Origin of the sequence: Agromyces rhizosphaerae (assembly GCF_027925245.1) — a bacterium.
Classification (GTDB): domain Bacteria; phylum Actinomycetota; class Actinomycetes; order Actinomycetales; family Microbacteriaceae; genus Agromyces; species Agromyces rhizosphaerae.
This window is the reverse complement of sequence record NZ_BSDP01000001.1, coordinates 2,132,890-2,148,019: the sequence shown is the minus strand read 5'-3', so window position 1 is coordinate 2,148,019 and position 15,130 is coordinate 2,132,890. Positions and strand designations below refer to the sequence as shown.

13 protein-coding genes are annotated in these 15,130 nt (G+C 73.2%); 4 read left to right on the top strand and 9 right to left on the bottom strand.

Going from position 1 to position 15,130, the window contains the following annotated elements; genetic code table 11:
• Positions 1-147: 147 nt before the first annotated feature.
• The 3 genes from QMG39_RS10060 (at position 148) to QMG39_RS10050 (ending at position 2,441) form a co-directional block, all read left to right on the top strand.
• A complete protein-coding gene (locus tag QMG39_RS10060; RefSeq protein ID WP_281884582.1) occupies positions 148-1,152 on the top strand; it encodes a LacI family DNA-binding transcriptional regulator in 1,005 nt (334 codons plus the stop codon).
• Positions 1,153-1,245: 93 nt separating this feature from the next.
• Positions 1,246-1,581 carry an L-rhamnose mutarotase gene (locus QMG39_RS10055; protein ID WP_281884580.1) on the top strand — a complete coding sequence of 112 codons (336 nt, stop codon included), beginning with the start codon at positions 1,246-1,248 and terminating at the stop codon, positions 1,579-1,581.
• Positions 1,578-2,441, top strand: a complete 864-nt coding sequence (locus tag QMG39_RS10050; RefSeq protein WP_281884578.1) for an amidohydrolase family protein — start codon at positions 1,578-1,580, stop codon at positions 2,439-2,441. The genes QMG39_RS10055 and QMG39_RS10050 overlap by 4 nt, the downstream gene beginning before the upstream one ends.
• A 62-nt stretch (positions 2,442-2,503) precedes the next feature.
• Here QMG39_RS10050 and QMG39_RS10045 read toward each other — a convergent pair whose 3' ends face one another.
• Genes QMG39_RS10045 through QMG39_RS10010 form a run of 8 tightly spaced genes read right to left on the bottom strand, consistent with a single transcriptional unit; the run spans position 2,504 to position 11,797 of the window.
• Positions 2,504-4,054 (bottom strand): aldehyde dehydrogenase (NADP(+)), encoded by a 1,551-nt coding sequence (locus QMG39_RS10045; protein WP_281884576.1) that lies wholly within the window; start codon positions 4,052-4,054, stop codon positions 2,504-2,506.
• A gap of 22 nt (positions 4,055-4,076) precedes the next feature.
• Positions 4,077-5,288, bottom strand: coding sequence for a fumarylacetoacetate hydrolase family protein (locus tag QMG39_RS10040; RefSeq protein ID WP_281884574.1), 1,212 nt, complete (start codon positions 5,286-5,288; stop codon positions 4,077-4,079).
• Between the two features lie 34 nt (positions 5,289-5,322).
• Positions 5,323-6,105 (bottom strand): enoyl-CoA hydratase/isomerase family protein, encoded by a 783-nt coding sequence (locus QMG39_RS10035; protein ID WP_281884572.1) that lies wholly within the window; start codon positions 6,103-6,105, stop codon positions 5,323-5,325.
• Positions 6,102-7,241 (bottom strand): type 2 periplasmic-binding domain-containing protein, encoded by a 1,140-nt coding sequence (locus tag QMG39_RS10030; protein ID WP_281884569.1) that lies wholly within the window; start codon positions 7,239-7,241, stop codon positions 6,102-6,104. The genes QMG39_RS10035 and QMG39_RS10030 overlap by 4 nt, the downstream gene beginning before the upstream one ends.
• Positions 7,241-8,539, bottom strand: coding sequence for a CaiB/BaiF CoA transferase family protein (locus tag QMG39_RS10025; RefSeq protein WP_281884567.1), 1,299 nt, complete (start codon positions 8,537-8,539; stop codon positions 7,241-7,243). The genes QMG39_RS10030 and QMG39_RS10025 overlap by 1 nt, the downstream gene beginning before the upstream one ends.
• Positions 8,536-9,627, bottom strand: a complete 1,092-nt coding sequence (locus QMG39_RS10020) for a Gfo/Idh/MocA family protein (RefSeq protein ID WP_281884565.1) — start codon at positions 9,625-9,627, stop codon at positions 8,536-8,538. The genes QMG39_RS10025 and QMG39_RS10020 overlap by 4 nt, the downstream gene beginning before the upstream one ends.
• Positions 9,624-10,595: an MBL fold metallo-hydrolase gene (locus QMG39_RS10015; RefSeq protein WP_281884563.1), complete on the bottom strand. Its 972-nt coding sequence runs from the start codon at positions 10,593-10,595 to the stop codon at positions 9,624-9,626. Before QMG39_RS10015 ends, QMG39_RS10020 begins: the two co-directional genes overlap by 4 nt.
• A 50-nt stretch (positions 10,596-10,645) precedes the next feature.
• Positions 10,646-11,797 carry a mandelate racemase/muconate lactonizing enzyme family protein gene (locus QMG39_RS10010; protein ID WP_281884561.1) on the bottom strand — a complete coding sequence of 384 codons (1,152 nt, stop codon included), beginning with the start codon at positions 11,795-11,797 and terminating at the stop codon, positions 10,646-10,648.
• Positions 11,798-11,970: 173 nt separating this feature from the next.
• Here QMG39_RS10010 and QMG39_RS10005 point away from each other — a divergent pair, with 173 nt between their 5' ends.
• Positions 11,971-12,735, top strand: coding sequence for a FadR/GntR family transcriptional regulator (locus tag QMG39_RS10005; protein ID WP_281884559.1), 765 nt, complete (start codon positions 11,971-11,973; stop codon positions 12,733-12,735).
• Positions 12,736-12,955: 220 nt separating this feature from the next.
• On the opposite strand, the gene QMG39_RS10000 is transcribed toward QMG39_RS10005, so the two are convergent.
• On the bottom strand, positions 12,956-15,127 hold the full coding sequence (locus QMG39_RS10000) for a right-handed parallel beta-helix repeat-containing protein (protein ID WP_281884557.1): 2,172 nt from the start codon (positions 15,125-15,127) through the stop codon (positions 12,956-12,958).
• Positions 15,128-15,130 lie beyond the last annotated feature (3 nt).

The window sequence follows — 15,130 nt, the reverse complement described above, 5'->3', positions numbered from 1 at the left end:
GATTGCGCCCCGTATTCACGGCGATCTTGGCAGTGATTCAGATTCGTTTCGTCCGATTTTCGCGGATTTGAGCGGAACGTTTCGTGCTCTGCGCTATGCTGTGGACCCGGCGCGGTCATCCGACCTACGGCGGCGAGAGGAGGCGATGTGGCCACATACAAGGACATCCGGGACGAGACCGGGCTCTCGCTCGCGACGATCTCGAAGTTCTACAACGGCGGCAACGTCCTCCCCGCCAACGCCCGGGCCATCGAGGCGGCCGCGGAGCGCCTGTCGTTCCGGCCGAACGCGTTCGCCAGGAACCTGCGCTCGCGCCGGACCAGGAGCGTCGGCGTGCTCCTGCCCGACCTCACGAGCGACTTCCACCTCTCGATCCTGGCGGGCATCGAGCGCCGGCTCCGCGATCACCGCGTGAGCATGCTCATCTGCGCCGACCACCCCCACGAGGAGGGCCTCGACGAGGCGGTGGAGTTCCTCGCCGCGCGCATGGTCGACGGCATCATCGCCGTGCCGACGGAGCGTGCGACCCCCGGGCTGCGCAACGTCGCCGCTCAGGGCATGCCGATCGTGACCATGGACTGGCCCGCCGACGGCGTCGTCGCCGACGAGGTCGTGATCGACAACGAGGAGGCGGCCGCGATGGCCATCCAGCACCTCGCCGACCACGGCCATCGGCGCATCGCCCTGCTCGGGAGCGACCTCGCCGCCACCCTCCGCAGCCGCGAGCGCGGCGTCCGCCGGCAGCTCGCGGCGCGCGGGATACCCGTGCGGGAGGAGTACATCAGCCGCACCCCGATGACGGTGGCCGCCGGCCGCGCGGCGATGCAGCGGATGCTCCTGCTCGAGGAGCGCCCCACCGCCGTCTTCTGCACCAACAACATGCTCGGCGTCGGAGCCCTCACCGCGCTCGCCGAGTCCGGCCTCAAGGTGCCCGACGAGATGTCCTTCGTCGGGTTCGACATGCCGCTGCTCGCGCGCATGACCTCGCCGTCGCTCGCGATGGTCGCGCAGCGGGTGGACCTGATCGCCCGCGAGGCCGCGGACCTCATGCTCCGCCGCCTCGAGCCGGAGGTGGCGCAGAGCCCGCAGCGGAAGGTCGTCCTGCACGCGGAGTTCCTGTTCGGCGGATCGGTCGCCGACATCCGGAGCTGAGCGGTCATCGGCTCAATCAGGACGCTCGGCGCCTGATCTGGCATCGGAGTGCCGCCGAATCGTGAGAAGATCGGATCTATGACGTCAACGACGATGCGAATTGCCCTCCACTCGATCGTGCGGGAGGGGTACCGCGCGGAGCACGCGACCATCCCCGAGGACCTGGTCGACACGTTCGCCCGCGTGGGCATCCACGAGTGGACCATCTGGGGCTCGGGCGACCGCATGTTCCATCTCGTCGAGTGCGACGACTGGGACGCCGCGATGGCGGCGATCGACGACGACCCCGCGAACCTGGCGTGGCAGGCCACGATCGGCCCGTTCGTGGAGGTCTACCGCGACGGCGCCGGCGAGGAGGGCTTCGTGCCGCTCGACGAGGTGTGGGACCTGGGTCGCCAGCGCGCGGCGCGCGGCGCGGAGTCGGCGTGAGCGCGGCATCCGCCCCCGGCACCGAGCTGATCGACGCGCACGTCCACGTCTGGGACCCGGCGCTCCACCGCTACGAGTGGCTCGACGGCCTCGAGATCCACCGGCCGATGCTGCCGGCCGCCGTCGACCGCGCCGACGGCGCGACGACCGGCATGGTGTTCGTGCAGGCCGGGGCCGACCGCGCCGACGCACTCGCCGAGGCGCGCTGGGTCGCCGCCGCGGACTGGCCCGAGCTGGTCGCGATCGTCGCCGATGCGGACCTGCTGACGGATGCCGGTGAGCTGGCCGAGCACCTCGACGCGCTCGCCGCGCTGCCCAAGGTGGTCGGCGTGCGCGACAACCTGCAGAACGAGCCCGTCGAGACGTTCCCGGCCCGGGCGGCCGGACTGGTCGCCCTCGGCGACCGCGGGCTGACGTTCGACGCCTGCATCCGCCACACCCAGCTCCCGGCCCTCATCGACCTCGTCGCCCAGGCGCCCGACGTGACCGTCGTGCTCGACCACCTCGGCAAGCCGCCGATCGATGCCGGGATCGACTCGCCCGAGGGGCGCGCCTGGTCGGCGGGCATCGGCGAGCTCGCGTCGCGCCCCGGCACGTTCGCGAAGCTCTCCGGCCTCACCGCCGAGTCGGCGGACGCCGACGCGTTCGCGCGCAATGCCGACGCGTTCATCGCCCGGGTGCTCGAGGCGTTCGGCCCCGAGCGCACGATGCTCGGCAGCGACTGGCCCGTGAGCGCCACCTTCGGCGTCGGCGGCCCGTTCGCCGACTGGGTCGCGCGCGTGCGCGCGCTCGTCGGCGAGGCCGACTGGCCCGAGGTCGCCTCGGGCAGCGCCCGGCGGGCCTATCTCGGCCACGCCTGACACCGCCCGAGGCGGCGCCCGCCCGGGAGTCGGGTCGACCGAACGGGCGCCTGATCGGGAGGTTACTCCCCCGCGGGCACCACGAGTGCGCCGTCGACGCGTCGGGGGATAGCCGAGTACTCCTCGCGGAGTTCCTCGGGCAGCGCCGAGGCCGGCGCGCCCTGGTAGGCGATCGGCCGGAGGAACCGGCGGATCGCGCTCACGCCCACCGACGTGTGCTGCGAGTTGGTCGACGGCCAGGTGCCGCCGTGGTGCTGGCCCCACGAGACGCGCACGCCGGTCGGGTACCCGTTGAACACGATGCGCCCGGCGCGCGGGGCGAGGTCGGCGAGCAGTTCCTCGACGAGCTCGCCGTCGGCGTCCTCGCTGTGGATGGTCGCGGTGAGCGAGTCGGGCACCGCGTCGAGGGCGCGGCCGACCTCGGCCGCCTCGTCGTAGCGCGCGACCACGATGAGCGGGCCGAACGCCTCCTCGGCGTGCTCGGCGGTGAGGTCGGATGCGTCGACCTGGAGCACGACCGGGGTCGCGGCGAACCCGTCGCCCGTGGCATCCGCCCCCTCGGCGACGGTGGTCGCACCGGCTGCGAGGATGCGGTCGCGGATCTCGCCGAACGAGCCCGAGATGCGGCCGTTGAGCAGGGTCTGGGCGGATGCCCCGCCGGCGCGCGACGCGAGTCCGGCCACGAGCGCGTCGCCGTCGGCGCCCGTCGGCACGAATGCGATGCCGGGCTTCGTGCAGAACTGGCCGGCACCGAGCGTGAACGAGCCGAAGAGGCCCTCGGCGATGGCGTCCGCGCGCGCCGCGGCGGCCGCGGGCGTGATCACCAGCGGGTTGAGGCTCGACAGCTCGCCGTAGAACGGGATCGGCTCCGGGCGCGCGTTGATGATGTCGAGCAGCGCCTTTCCGCCGGAGAGCGACCCGGTGAAGCCGACGGCGCGGATGCGCGGGTCGGCGACGAGCGTGCGGCCCGCCTCGGTGCCGTAGACGATGCCGACCGTGCCCTCGGGCGCGCCGTAGGCGGCGACGGCGCGGGCGATCGCGGCGTGCGAGCGCTTCGCGGTCTCGAGGTGCGACGAGTGCGCCTTCACGACGACCGGGTTGCCGCCGGCGAGCGCCGAGGCGGTGTCGCCGCCCGCGACCGAGAACGCGAACGGGAAGTTGCTCGAGCCGAACACGCCGACCGGGCCGATCGGCACGAGCATGCGACGGATCTCGGGCTGCGGCCCGAGCGGGGTGTCGCCCGCGTGGTCGATCGTCGCCTCGAGGTACGAGCCCTCGCGGAGCGCCTCGGCGAACAGGCGGAACTGGAAGGCGGCGCGGCCGACCTCGCCGGGCAGGCGCGGGCTGCCGAGGCCGGTCTCGCCGTCGGCGGCCTCGACGAGCGTGTCGCGGTCGGCCTCGAGCGCGTCGGCGATCGCGTCGAGCAGGCCCGCGCGCCACGCGCGGCTCGACCGGCCGAGCACCTCGAACGCGTCGGCGGCGCGGCCGACGGCCGCCGCGGTCTCGTCGGCGGTGCAGGGGGCGATGCCGGTGTCGGTCGTCTCACCGGTGCGCGGGTTGGTCGACTGCAGGGTGCGCGTCGCGGTCGCGGGTGCGATCTGGGTGCTGGTCATCGGTGCTCCTCGGGGGTCGTATTCAGGTCAGCAGGCCGCGGCGGGCGAGGCCGCGGTAGAGGTCGTCGATGCCGAAGGTCCACGGCTCCGCCGCATCCGTCGGCCGCACGCGGTTCACGAGCGCGCCGAGGCGCGGCTCGGCGATGCGCACGATGTCGCCGTCGCGGTGGGTGAACCCGCGGCCGGGATCGTCGCGGTCGTCGACCGGCGCGAACATCGTGCCGAGGAACAGCACGAACCCGTCGGGATAGCGGTGGTGCGCGCCGATCGTCTGCGCGACCAGGTCGGCCGGGTCGCGGCTGATCTGCGCGAGCGGGCTCGTGCCGTCGAGGCGGTAGCCCTCCTCGCCGTCGATGCCGAGCGACACCACGGAGGCGCGGAGGTCGTCGAGCCCGTACCCGGCGTCGAAGAACCGGATGAACGGGCCGACCGACGCCGACGCGTTGTTGTCCTTCGCCTTGCCGAGCAGCAGCGCACTGCGGCCCTCGATGTCGCGCAGGTTCACGTCGTTGCCGAGGCTGGCGCCCACGATGCGGCCGTCGGATGCCACGACGAGCACGACCTCCGGCTCGGGGTTGTTCCACTGCGAGGCCGGGTGCACACCGACGTCCACGGCGGGGCCGACCGTCGCGAGCACGGGCGCCTTCGTGAACACCTCGGCGTCGGGGCCGATGCCGACCTCGAGGTACTGGCTCCACCAGCCGCGCTCGAGCAGCAGCGCCTTGAGCGCGGCGGCCTCGTCGGAGCCGGGCTTCAGCTCGTCGAGCGACCCGCCGATCGTGCCGAGGATCTCGGCGCGGATGGTCGCCGCGGCGTCCTGGTCGCCGCGCGCCCGCTCCTCGATCACGCGCTCGAGCATCGACACCGGGAAGGTCACCCCCGCCGCCTTCACGACCTGCAGGTCGATCGGCGAGAGCAGCCACGGCCGCGTCGCGTCGCGGGTCTCGGGCGGGGTGTTCGCGACGAGCTCGTCGAGCGTGCCGAGCAGGGGGCCGGATGCGGCGGCCAGCGCTGCGGCCGGATCGGGCGTCTCGCACAGCGCGCGCATGGTCGGGAACGCGGCGCTCACGTCGACGACGCCCTCGGCGCGGATCGCGACGACGCTCGGGCCGCCGGCAGCGGGATCCCAGACGCGCGCGGCGAGCGTGCCGGCGGTGCCGTCGTCGGGCAGCAGGTCGGCCGCTGCGGGCGGCCAGGCGGCGGTCGCCGCGGCCGGGGTGGTCGTGGTGCTCATGGTGCTCCTCGTCGGTCCGTGACTCGGCCGGGTCTCAGCGGCGGTGGAAGACGCCGGCGCGCTTCTCCGCGAACGCGGCACGCCCCTCGTCGGCGTCGGCCGTGGCGAACGTGATGGTCTGGAGGTCGCGCTCGTACCGCAGCGCCTCCTCCTGCGTCATGTTGACCGCGGCGCGCAGGTTCGCCTTCGCGGTCTCGGCGGCGATCGGCGGGCGGCTCGAGATGGTCGCGGCGAGCTCCTGCGCCCGGGCGACGAGTCCGGCGGGCTCGACCAGCTCGGTCACGAGGCCCCAGCGCTGGGCCGTCTCGGCGTCGATCGGGTCGCCCGTCATGAGCATGACGGCCGCGTTCGACGGGCCGATGGAGGTGGTGAGGAAGGTCGCCATGCCGCCGCCGCCGATCCAGCCGAGCTTGATCTCGGGCGCGGCGAAGCTCGCGGTGGTCGAGGCGAGGCGGATGTCGCAGGACAGCGCCGTCTCGAGGCCGCCGCCGAACGCGTAGCCGTTGACCGCCGCGATGACGGGCTTCCGCGCCGCGCGGATCGCGTCGCAGTAGTCGGTGCGGTTGCGGAACTCCCACGGGGTGGCGTACTTGTCGAGCGACCGGATGTCGCTGCCCGCGCAGAACGCGCGCTCCCCCGCCCCGGTCAGCACGATGGCGCGGATCTCGTCGGCGGCATCCGCCCACTCGACGACCTCGACGAGGGCGTCCGACATCTCCTGCGTGACCGAGTTGAGCTTCTCGGGCCGCGCGAGCGTGATGGTGGCGACGTGGCCGTCGACCTCGAGCAGCACGTGCTCGCTCGTGACCTCGATCATCGGTGGGTTCCTCCTGCCAGCGCGGGCGCGGCGGCCAGCGCGTCGTACATGGTGTTGATGCGGGCGACGGATGCCACGGGGTCGGCCCCGCCCAGCAGCGCGTCGCGGAGCACGGCCGACGCCGCCGACTGGAACGGGATGTACCCGGGCACGCGCGGGCGCACCCACGAGTCGTCGATCGTCGCGAGCGTGCCCAGGTAGAAGTCGCCGGACGCGGCGTTGACGGCGGCGTCGGCCCACGCGGAGCGCAGGCTCGGCTGGCCGTCGTTGGCGGGGATGAACCCGGCCTGCAGGTCGGGCGCGAGCAGGCCGCCGAGGTGCTCGATGAGCGCCTCGTCGGGGTGGCAGCGGGCGGAGAGCGCGATGCCGGTGCCGCCGATGGTCGATCCGCGGCGGCCGCCGGGCACGGCCGCGGGGGCGTTCTCGAACGCCAGCGCGCCCGGGCCGGTCGCGTTGGTCACGTACCCGTAGACCAGCGGGATGTAGGCGATGTCGCGCGCGTGCTGCATGCGGTCGAGCAGGCCGATCGGGTTGAGCGCGTCGGCGCCCTCGGGCTGGTGGGCGGCGAGGCGGGCGAGGATGCCGAACGCCTCCGCGCCCACGGACTCGGAGACGAGCCCCTCGCCGGGCACGACCCGCGGCTCCTCGCCGAGGGCGACGCACAGCGACGCGAAGCTCAGGAAGGCGTGCGGGCCGGCGAGGCTGAGGGCGACGGGCACGTCGAGCGCCTCGACCTCGTCCCACGTCTCGGGCGCGGTCTCGAGCAGCTCGGGCACGCGCACCGCGACCTGCGTCGCCGCGTCGAGCGGCAGCGCCCAGAGGTGGCCGTCGAGCCGGTACGAGGTGAAGCTCGGTCCCACGCAGCCGTCGGCCAGGGCACCCGTGAGCTCGGCGCCGAACAGGTCGTCGAGCGGCTGGAGCGACCCGTGCGCGAGCGCGTCGCCCAGGTGCGGGTGGTCGAGCACGATCACGTCGTAGCGCTCGGCGAGCTCCTCGATCGGCGTGGACTCGAAGCCCTCGAGCGGGTGCACGTCCCACGTGATGAGCGGGCAGTCGTCGCCGCCGAACGCGTCCTCGGCGGCGCGCTCGAGGGCGTGCCGGCCGCGGGGGTGATCCCAGGTGAGTCCGCGGTACATCAGGCCTCGACCGTGGCGGGCTCGGGCTCGGGCTCGGTGCGGGGCACGGCGTGCGCGGGCGCGGCCGGGTCGGGCGCGGAGGCCGAGGCGGGGGCATCCGTCGTCTCCTTCGCGGCGCCCGACGCGAGCAGCGCGTCGATGGCGGCGTCGTCGAACCCGGCCTGCGCGAGCACCTCGCGCGTGTGCTCGCCGACGCGCGGGGCGCCGCGCACGAGCCTGGGCGGGGTCTTCGAGAACCGGTACGGGAACCCGGGGGTCTTCACGTGCCCCTCGGTCGGGTGGTCGTACTCGATGAACGTGCCGTTGTGCACGATCTGCGGGTCGTCGACGAGCTCCTGGTAGCCGTGCACGGGTCCGATCCACATGCCGGCCGCGCCGAGCGTCTCGATCCAGTAGCCCGACGGCTTCTCGGCGAGCTTCGCGGCGGTCTTCGCGTGGATCTCGTCGCGGCGGGTCCAGCCCTCGACCTCGGAGTTCCAGCCCTCGAACGCGGGCTCGCCGATCAGGCGGCCGAGCTCGTGCAGGTCGGCGAACGCGAGCGCGACGAACCCGTCGCTGGTCGCGAACACGCCGTACGGCGCGCGGATGTAGACGTGCGCGTGCGGCTCGGCCGAGCGCTCCTGGGTCTTCTTCCCGACCGTGAACACCGAGAGCTCCTGCATCTGCAGGGTCGTGAGCGCGTCGAGCATGTTGACCGTGACGAGCTGGCCCTCGCCCGTGCGCTCGCGGTGCAGCAGCGCGGCGAGCACGCCCTCGAACGCGGTCGAGGCGGTCACGGCGTCGGCGAGGTACTGGCCCGCGGGCGTCGGCTCGTCGCCGTGGCGGCCGGCCGAGAGCATCGCGCCCGACATGGCCTGCAGCAGCAGGTCCTGCCCCGGGCGGTCGCGGTACGGGCCGTCCTCGCCGTAGCCCGAGATCGACACGTAGACGATCGACGGGTTGATCTCGCGCAGCGTCTCGTAGTCGACTCCGAGACGGGCCGCGACGCCCGGCCGGTAGTTCTGCAGGAAGACGTCGGCGTCGGCGACCAGCGCGCGCAGCGCCTCCTTGCCGGCATCCGACTTCAGGTCGAGGGCGACCGAGCGCTTGTTGCGGTTGAGCGAGAGGAACGAGACGTTGATCTCGTTGCCCTGCGCGCCGCCCGCGGCCGCGTGGCGCTGCCACTCGCCCGTGGTCGGCTCGACCTTCACGACGTCGGCGCCCAGGTCGCCCAGGCGCTGCGCCGCGAACGGCCCGGCCATGGCGATGGAGCAGTCGAGCACGCGGTAGCCCGCGAGCACTCCGGTGGACTCGGTCATCGTGTTCCCTTCGCGGCATCCGCCGTCTCGTGCTCCTGGACGCGCACCTCGGCGCCGCCCGCCTGGGACGACCGCAGCATGGCGTCGATCAGCTCGATCGAGCGCGCCGCCACCGTGGCATCCGAGTTGTTCTCCGTGCTCGCCCCCGTGATGAGGTCGATGAACCGGTTCGGCGGCACGATGCACTCGTAGGCGCCGGCGCCCGGCTCGATGTCGAGATCCCACTTCCGGCCGTCGTGGCGGTGCAGGCTGACCCGCTCGCGCTCGGTGTCGACGAGCAGCATGCCCTCGGTGCCGAAGATGCGGAGGTCGACCTGGTACGGGTCGCCGTCGGGCACCGTCGCGGCGCCCGAGAGCGAGCCGAGCGCGTGGTTGTCGAACGTGATCACGGCGGCGTCGTAGAGGTCGACGGCGGCGCCCGCGGTCGACACCTTGGCCATGACCGATGCCGCGCGCAGCTCGGTCAGCCAGAACAGCAGCGCGCTCGAGTGGGTGACCTGGCCATGCGCGTACCCGCCGCCGCGCGCGGGCGACTGCCAGGTCGACGGGTCGGGTCCGCTGGTCTGCGAGTCCCAGAGCGCGCGGATGTGGTTCGTGTCGCCCGCGAACAGGCCCGTGGTCGGCGACGCCATGTTGCAGACGACGTGCTGGATCTCGCCCAGGTGGCCCGCCTCGACGAGCTTCCGCGCCTCGACCGTGAACGGCTTGTAGTTCCAGCCGTACGGGGCGAGGAAGTGCACGCCGGCCGCCTCGACCCGGCGCGCGAGCTCCCAGCCCTCCTCGGCGTGCAGGGTGACGGGCTTCTCGACGAGCACGTGCAGGCCGCGGTCGACCGCCTGCACGGCCTGCGCGAAGTGCAGGTCGTGCGGGGTCGTGACGACGACCGCGTCGAGCCCCTGGTCGAGCAGCTCGTCGTAGTCGCGCGTGGCCATGCCGAAGCCGAACTGGTCGCGCACGGCCTCGAGCTCGGGGCCGATGCCGCAGACGCCCACGAGCTCGACGTCGTCGCGCCCGGCGAAGATCGGGAAGTGGTTGCTGGTCGCCCACCAGCCGGCGCCGACCGCGCCGAGGCGCACCTTCCGGGTCATGCCGCGTCCCCCGTCCAGGTCCAGCGACGTCGTCCGTCTGCGTCGGTGGCGGATGCCGCGAGCCCGCGCTCCTCCATGCGCTCGAGGTTCCCGGTGACCGGGAAGATCGAGTAGTCGAGGGCCTCCGGCGGCCACGGCCCGAGCGCGTCGCCCGCGGCGCGGATGAGCTCGAGCGTGGTGCTCGGGGCGGCCTGGGCGCGGAGCATCCGCTCCATCACGTCGTCGACGCGGGCCGTGTACGCCTCGCTCTCGTCGAGGAACGCGGCCACGCCCTCGCCCTCGTAGACGGGGTAGTGCGCGGTGAGCAGCAGCTCGGCGTCGAGCGCGCGGAATGCCTGGATCGACGCGACGTAGTCGGCGGTGTCGCGATAGGTCGGCGGGAAGGCCGGGCTGCCGTCGGCGAAGGGGACGGTCGCGCCGAGGGTCGCGTCGCCGATCATGAGCGCGCGGTTCTCGGGGTCGTGCACGGCCACGTGTCCCGGACTGTGCCCCGGCACGTGCAGCACGGTGACGCTGCGCCCGCCGAGGTCGAACTCCTCGCCGCCGGCGAGCGGCCGGTCGACGGGCACGAGCTGCGCGACCTCGAGGATCCAGGAGGTGAGCTCGGGCGGGTCGACGAACCCGTCGGTCTCGATGAACTCGCCGTAGCGGCTGTCGATGAGCGCCGAGACGTTCTCGACGAGCGGCACGTCGGCCTCGCCCGCCATGATCTGCACGTGCGGCAGCGCCTCCTTCAGCGCGCGGTTGCCGCCCGTGTGGTCCCAGTCGCAGTGGGTGTTCACGGCCCACTTCAGCTTCTCGCGCCCGATGCCCGACTCGTCGAGGTAGGGCAGCAGCGTCTCGGTGATCGACGCCGGCACGCCGGTGTCGACGAGCAGCGCGGCGTCGTCGCCCACCAGCAGGTAGAGGGCGACGAAACGCTCCTCGAGCGGGGCCTGCACGCGGTGCAGGCCGGGTCGGATCTCCATCGGTCCTGGCTTCCTTCGTCTCGGTGTCTCTGCGGCCCGGTGCGGGCGGCTCAGCGCTCGATGCCGTCGAGCAGCATGCGCAGGCCCGCGCGCGCCGGACGCATGTGCGGTCCGGCGGGGTTGGTCCAGCCGGCTCCCTCGCGGGCTGCGGCGATCGCGGCCTCGTCGATGCGGATGCCCGCGCCGGGCTCATCGCCCAGCACGATGCCGCCGTCGACGACCTCCTGGTCGACGTGCACGCCGGGCGCGTAGTCGAGCGCCTGCACCTCGGTGGTGAGGTGGTTCGGCACGGCCGTGGCCACGTGCACGACCGCGGGGTTGGCGTTGTGGCCGACGATGCTCACGGGCAGGTCGCGCACGGCCGCGGCGAACGAGAGGCGCTGGAAGTGCGTGACGCCCCAGATCGAGCCGGCCTGCACGATGTCGGGCGCGCCCGCCTCGAACAGCGGTCGGAACTGCTCGACGCCGGTGAGGTTCTCGCCGGTCGCGACCGCGGCGCGGATCGCGTCGCTGAGGCGCGCGTGGCCGGCCGCGTCCCAACGGCGCAGCGGCTCCTCGACCCAGACCAGGTCGAAGTGCTGCTCGATCGCCGAGACGTAGCGCACGGCCTGCTTCACCTGCCACGACTCGTTCGAGTCGATCATGAGCCCCGGGGCATCCGTGTGGGCCGCGAGGGCATCGCGCATGATGCCGAGGCGGCGCAGGTCGGTGGTGAGGTCGAGCCCGCCCTTGAGCTTGCCCGCGACGTAGCCGCGGTCGGCGTACTGGCCGTAGAAGGCGTGCAGGTCGTCGTCGGGCAGGGCGATGTCGAGGCCCGAGGCGTAGCCGGGCACGAAGCGGTCGCGACCGCCGAGCATGCGCCAGAGGGGCTCGCCCGCGGCCTTGGCCTTGAGGTCCCAGATCGCGGAGTCGAGGGTGGCGATGCCGCCGTAGGTCGCGCCGGCGTGGCTCGACTTGAAGACCTGGGCGAGCATGCGGTCGAACAGCGCGGAGACGCTGCGCGGGTCCTCGCCCTCGATGGCGGGGAACAGGCGCGCGAGGTCGGCGTGGGAGCCGATGCCGACGCCCTCGATGCCGGCGTCGGTCTCGAGGATGACGATGGGCACGTCGGTGACGGCATCGGGGATGTGGCCGTTGGCGTCGCCGATGGCCCGCCGCCATTCGTGCTGCGCGGTGAGGGTGCGATACCCGGTGATCTTCATATCGTCCTTGATGTCGTCACGCGGTAAGATTCAACATACATCATACAACTTTACGGAGCGGATGTCACGGCAGCGTCGCCCGCCCCCGGGAACGGACCCGGGGACGCGCCCGCCGCCGTGCACCCGGGGCGTCGTCCCCGGCCGCGCCGGACCCGAGCGTTAGGATGCACTCCATGTCCAACCCCGCCGGTCGATCCATTCCGGCCGCGCCGTCGATCCTCGGCGAGGGCAGTCGTCGCACCCCCAACGCCCGTCTCGGCGTGGTGGTCGTGCACGACCTGGTCGGCGCGATCGTCACCGGCGAGGTGAAGCCCGGCGACCTGCTCCCGACCGAGTCGGTGCTGACCGAGCACTTCGGCGTGAGCCGCACCGTGATCCGCGAGTCGGTCAAGCGCCTCGAGGAGAAGGGCCTGGTGCGCGTCACGCAGGGACGCGGCACCGAGATCACCGATCCGTCGGAGTGGAACATCCTCGACCGGGTCGTGCTGGGCGCGTTCGTCGAGCACGACGCGACGCTCGGCATCCTCGACGAGATCGCGGTGATCCGCGCGCAGCTCGAGTCGGTCATGGCGGCCGGCTGCGCCGAGAAGCGCACCGGCGCCGACCTCGACGCGCTGCGGCGGGCGATGGACGCGATGCACCGCTCGGTCGACGACACCGAGGGCTTCGCGCAGAGCGACATCGACTTCCACGTGCTCGTGATGGACATCTCGGGCAACCGCCTCGCCGAGGGCATCGCCCGCACGCTGGTCGCGCGCGCCCGCGACAACTCGCGCTTCTTCGGCGCGCCCGGCCCCGAGGCGCCTGCCGAGACGCTCGCCGAGCACGAGGCGATCCTCGACGCGATCGCCGCCGGCGACGGCGAGACCGCCGCCCGGCTCATGTCCGACCACATCACGACCGCGTGGGAGCGCCGTCGCCTCCCCCGCGAGGCCTGACCCCGCCCGCTCGCCGCTCGCCGGCACGTGCCGATCACACGGGCCCGTGTTGATCACACCGGCCCGCGCTGCAACACGTGCCCGTGCGACTCCGACGGGCCCGCGTGACTGGCACGTGCCGGAACGCCCGGCACGCTGCACTCGATTCGGCACGCCGGGTTCGACGTGCCGGAACGACGGGCACGTGCCCGAAAGACGTGGGGCGAGCAGGGCGGGCGCGTCAGCCCTGGGCGCGGGCGAACTGGTCGCGGCGCGTGCGCGCGGCGAGCGGGTGCAGGCGGTCGGCCACGGGGCGCGGGCCGGCGCGCGATACGTCGGGCACGCGGATGCCGAGGTCGTGCGCCGGGGAGTCGTCGGCCACCTGGAACTCGCGGCGGGTGCCGGGCTCGCCGGAGGCATCCGCCCCGCCCGTGAACCCGGGGTCGGCGATCATCGAGTGCCGGTCGTGGCCGAGCGCGCGCCACTCGTCGTCCATGGGCTCGACGATCGACCACTCGAGACGCCCATCGGCACCCGCAGCCTTGTCGCCGTTCGCCGCCAGCACGGCGCCGTCGACCGGCGACTCGTCCCAGAACAGGTTGAGGTCGCTCACGATCGTGTACTCGCGCAGGTCGCGCGGGCCCGGCGTGCCGGTGAACCCGGGCGAGCCGGCGCCGAGCAGCAGGTTGCGCTCGATCGTGAACGACACGAGCCGCTCGGGCCGCGTGATCGACACCTGCCCGTTCGCCCCGTAGGCGAACACGTTGTGGCGGATGATCGACTCGCGCCCGTAGTGATGGTGGTAGCACTGGCTCGACACGTGGTGCACCACGTTGTCCTCGATCACCACGTGGCTCGACCCCTCGTCGAGGTAGATGCCCCAGCCGCCGTAGTTCGCGCACTCCACGTCGTGGATGTGGTTGCCGCGCACGGCCGTGCCCGGCGCGATGCCGAGCAGGTACACGCCGCCCATGTCGTTGAGCAGCCCCTGGCCGAGGTCGTGGATGTGGTTGCCGACCACGAGGTTGCCCTGCGAGGGACTGTCCTCGTAGTCCCACATCCAGCCGACCGAGACGCCGGTGTAGAAGAAGTCGCGGATGTGGTTGTGGGCGATCACGTTGTGCGCGCCGTGCTGGAAGAGCACCGCGACGCAGCTCGGGTAGACGCGCCCGCCGCGCTCGATGTCGTTGTCGCTGACCTCGTTGGAGCGGTTGAACTCATCGGATGCCGCGTCGACCGAGCCGCCCGAGCGCACCGCGCCCGCACCCAGGTCGAAGAACCGCGAGCCGCTCACGAGGTTGCCGCGGCTGCCCGGCCCGAGGCTCAGGCCGTAGCCGCCGACGTGCGTGATCGACCCGTCGACGAACGCGCACGAGCGCGCGCCCACGAACTGCACGGCCGCCGGCACGGTGCTCGCCGCCTGCACGTCGGCCGCGAACGGCACGTCCGTCGGCAGCACCGGGTCCTCGCGCACACCGAACGGCGGCACCGCGGGCGGCACCTCGGCGAAGTCCGCGTAGGCGAACGAGACGCCCTCGAACCGCACCTCGCGCACGGGCTCGGCACCGGTGCCGCCGAGCCGCACGAACACGTCGAGCACCGGCATCCGCACGTCGAGCTCGTCGGCGGTCTCGCCGTCGCGCGGCAGGTAGAGCACGTGCGGCCCGTCGGCGCCGGCCAGCAGCCCGGTCGCGTCGAGGTACCACTCACCGGGCACCTGCCCGAACGACTCGGCCACGTTCTCGAGGCGGTAGCGCGCGAAGGCCTGCGCCGCGTCGTCGCGCAGCGCGAAGATGCTCCGCAGCGAGCTGGCGATCTTGCGCCGCTCGCGGTCGATCGACGTGATCGGCATGCGCTCCTGCACCCAGTAATGGGGTACGACGACCTCGACCCGCTCGGGCTCGGCGAGCTCGGGCACGTCGCCGGCCGCGTAGGTGAACCGGTCGGCGCCGTCGAACAGCGTCTCGACGAAGCCGGCGGTCGGGTCGAGCCCCTCGACCGACTCCATGCGCAGGAAGCCGCCGCCCGCGGGGAACGACGGGCGCGGCGCGCGCTCCCCGCCGACGTACAGCGCCCGACCGCGCGCGGCCGGCGCCGGGGCGGCCAGCGCCGACACCCCGTTCACGACGACCGACCGCCACCCGGTCACAGGCACCGCGCCCTCGAACACGGGCGGCGCCTGCTCGTCGAGCGCGGCGAACGTCGTGAACGAGTCGTCCGGCCCGAGCTCGAGCGTCTCCGACTGGCGGTACGTGCCGCCCATCAGCCAGGCCACGGCCCGCTGGCCGGGCGCCCGGCGCTGCCGCACCAGGCGCATCGCCGAGTGCAGGTCGCGCACGGGATACCCGCGCGAGCCGTCGCCGTACACCGAGCCCTCCGGACCCGCGTACACCTCGATCCGGTCGGTCGTCATGGA

Bases quoted from the DNA above. Each gene is read 5' to 3' on its own strand.
- QMG39_RS10030 (WP_281884569.1), bottom strand. From the start codon at position 7,241: ATGTACCGCGGACTCACCTGGGATCACCCCCGCGGCCGGCACGCCCTC.
- QMG39_RS10010 (WP_281884561.1), bottom strand. From the start codon at position 11,797: ATGAAGATCACCGGGTATCGCACCCTCACCGCGCAGCACGAATGGCGG.
- QMG39_RS10035 (WP_281884572.1), bottom strand. From the start codon at position 6,105: ATGATCGAGGTCACGAGCGAGCACGTGCTGCTCGAGGTCGACGGCCAC.
- QMG39_RS10020 (WP_281884565.1), bottom strand. From the start codon at position 9,627: ATGACCCGGAAGGTGCGCCTCGGCGCGGTCGGCGCCGGCTGGTGGGCG.
- QMG39_RS10040 (WP_281884574.1), bottom strand. From the start codon at position 5,288: ATGAGCACCACGACCACCCCGGCCGCGGCGACCGCCGCCTGGCCGCCC.
- QMG39_RS10015 (WP_281884563.1), bottom strand. From the start codon at position 10,595: ATGGAGATCCGACCCGGCCTGCACCGCGTGCAGGCCCCGCTCGAGGAG.
- QMG39_RS10000 (WP_281884557.1), bottom strand. From the start codon at position 15,127: ATGACGACCGACCGGATCGAGGTGTACGCGGGTCCGGAGGGCTCGGTG.
- QMG39_RS10005 (WP_281884559.1), top strand. From the start codon at position 11,971: ATGTCCAACCCCGCCGGTCGATCCATTCCGGCCGCGCCGTCGATCCTC.
- QMG39_RS10055 (WP_281884580.1), top strand. From the start codon at position 1,246: ATGCGAATTGCCCTCCACTCGATCGTGCGGGAGGGGTACCGCGCGGAG.
- QMG39_RS10045 (WP_281884576.1), bottom strand. From the start codon at position 4,054: ATGACCAGCACCCAGATCGCACCCGCGACCGCGACGCGCACCCTGCAG.
- QMG39_RS10025 (WP_281884567.1), bottom strand. From the start codon at position 8,539: ATGACCGAGTCCACCGGAGTGCTCGCGGGCTACCGCGTGCTCGACTGC.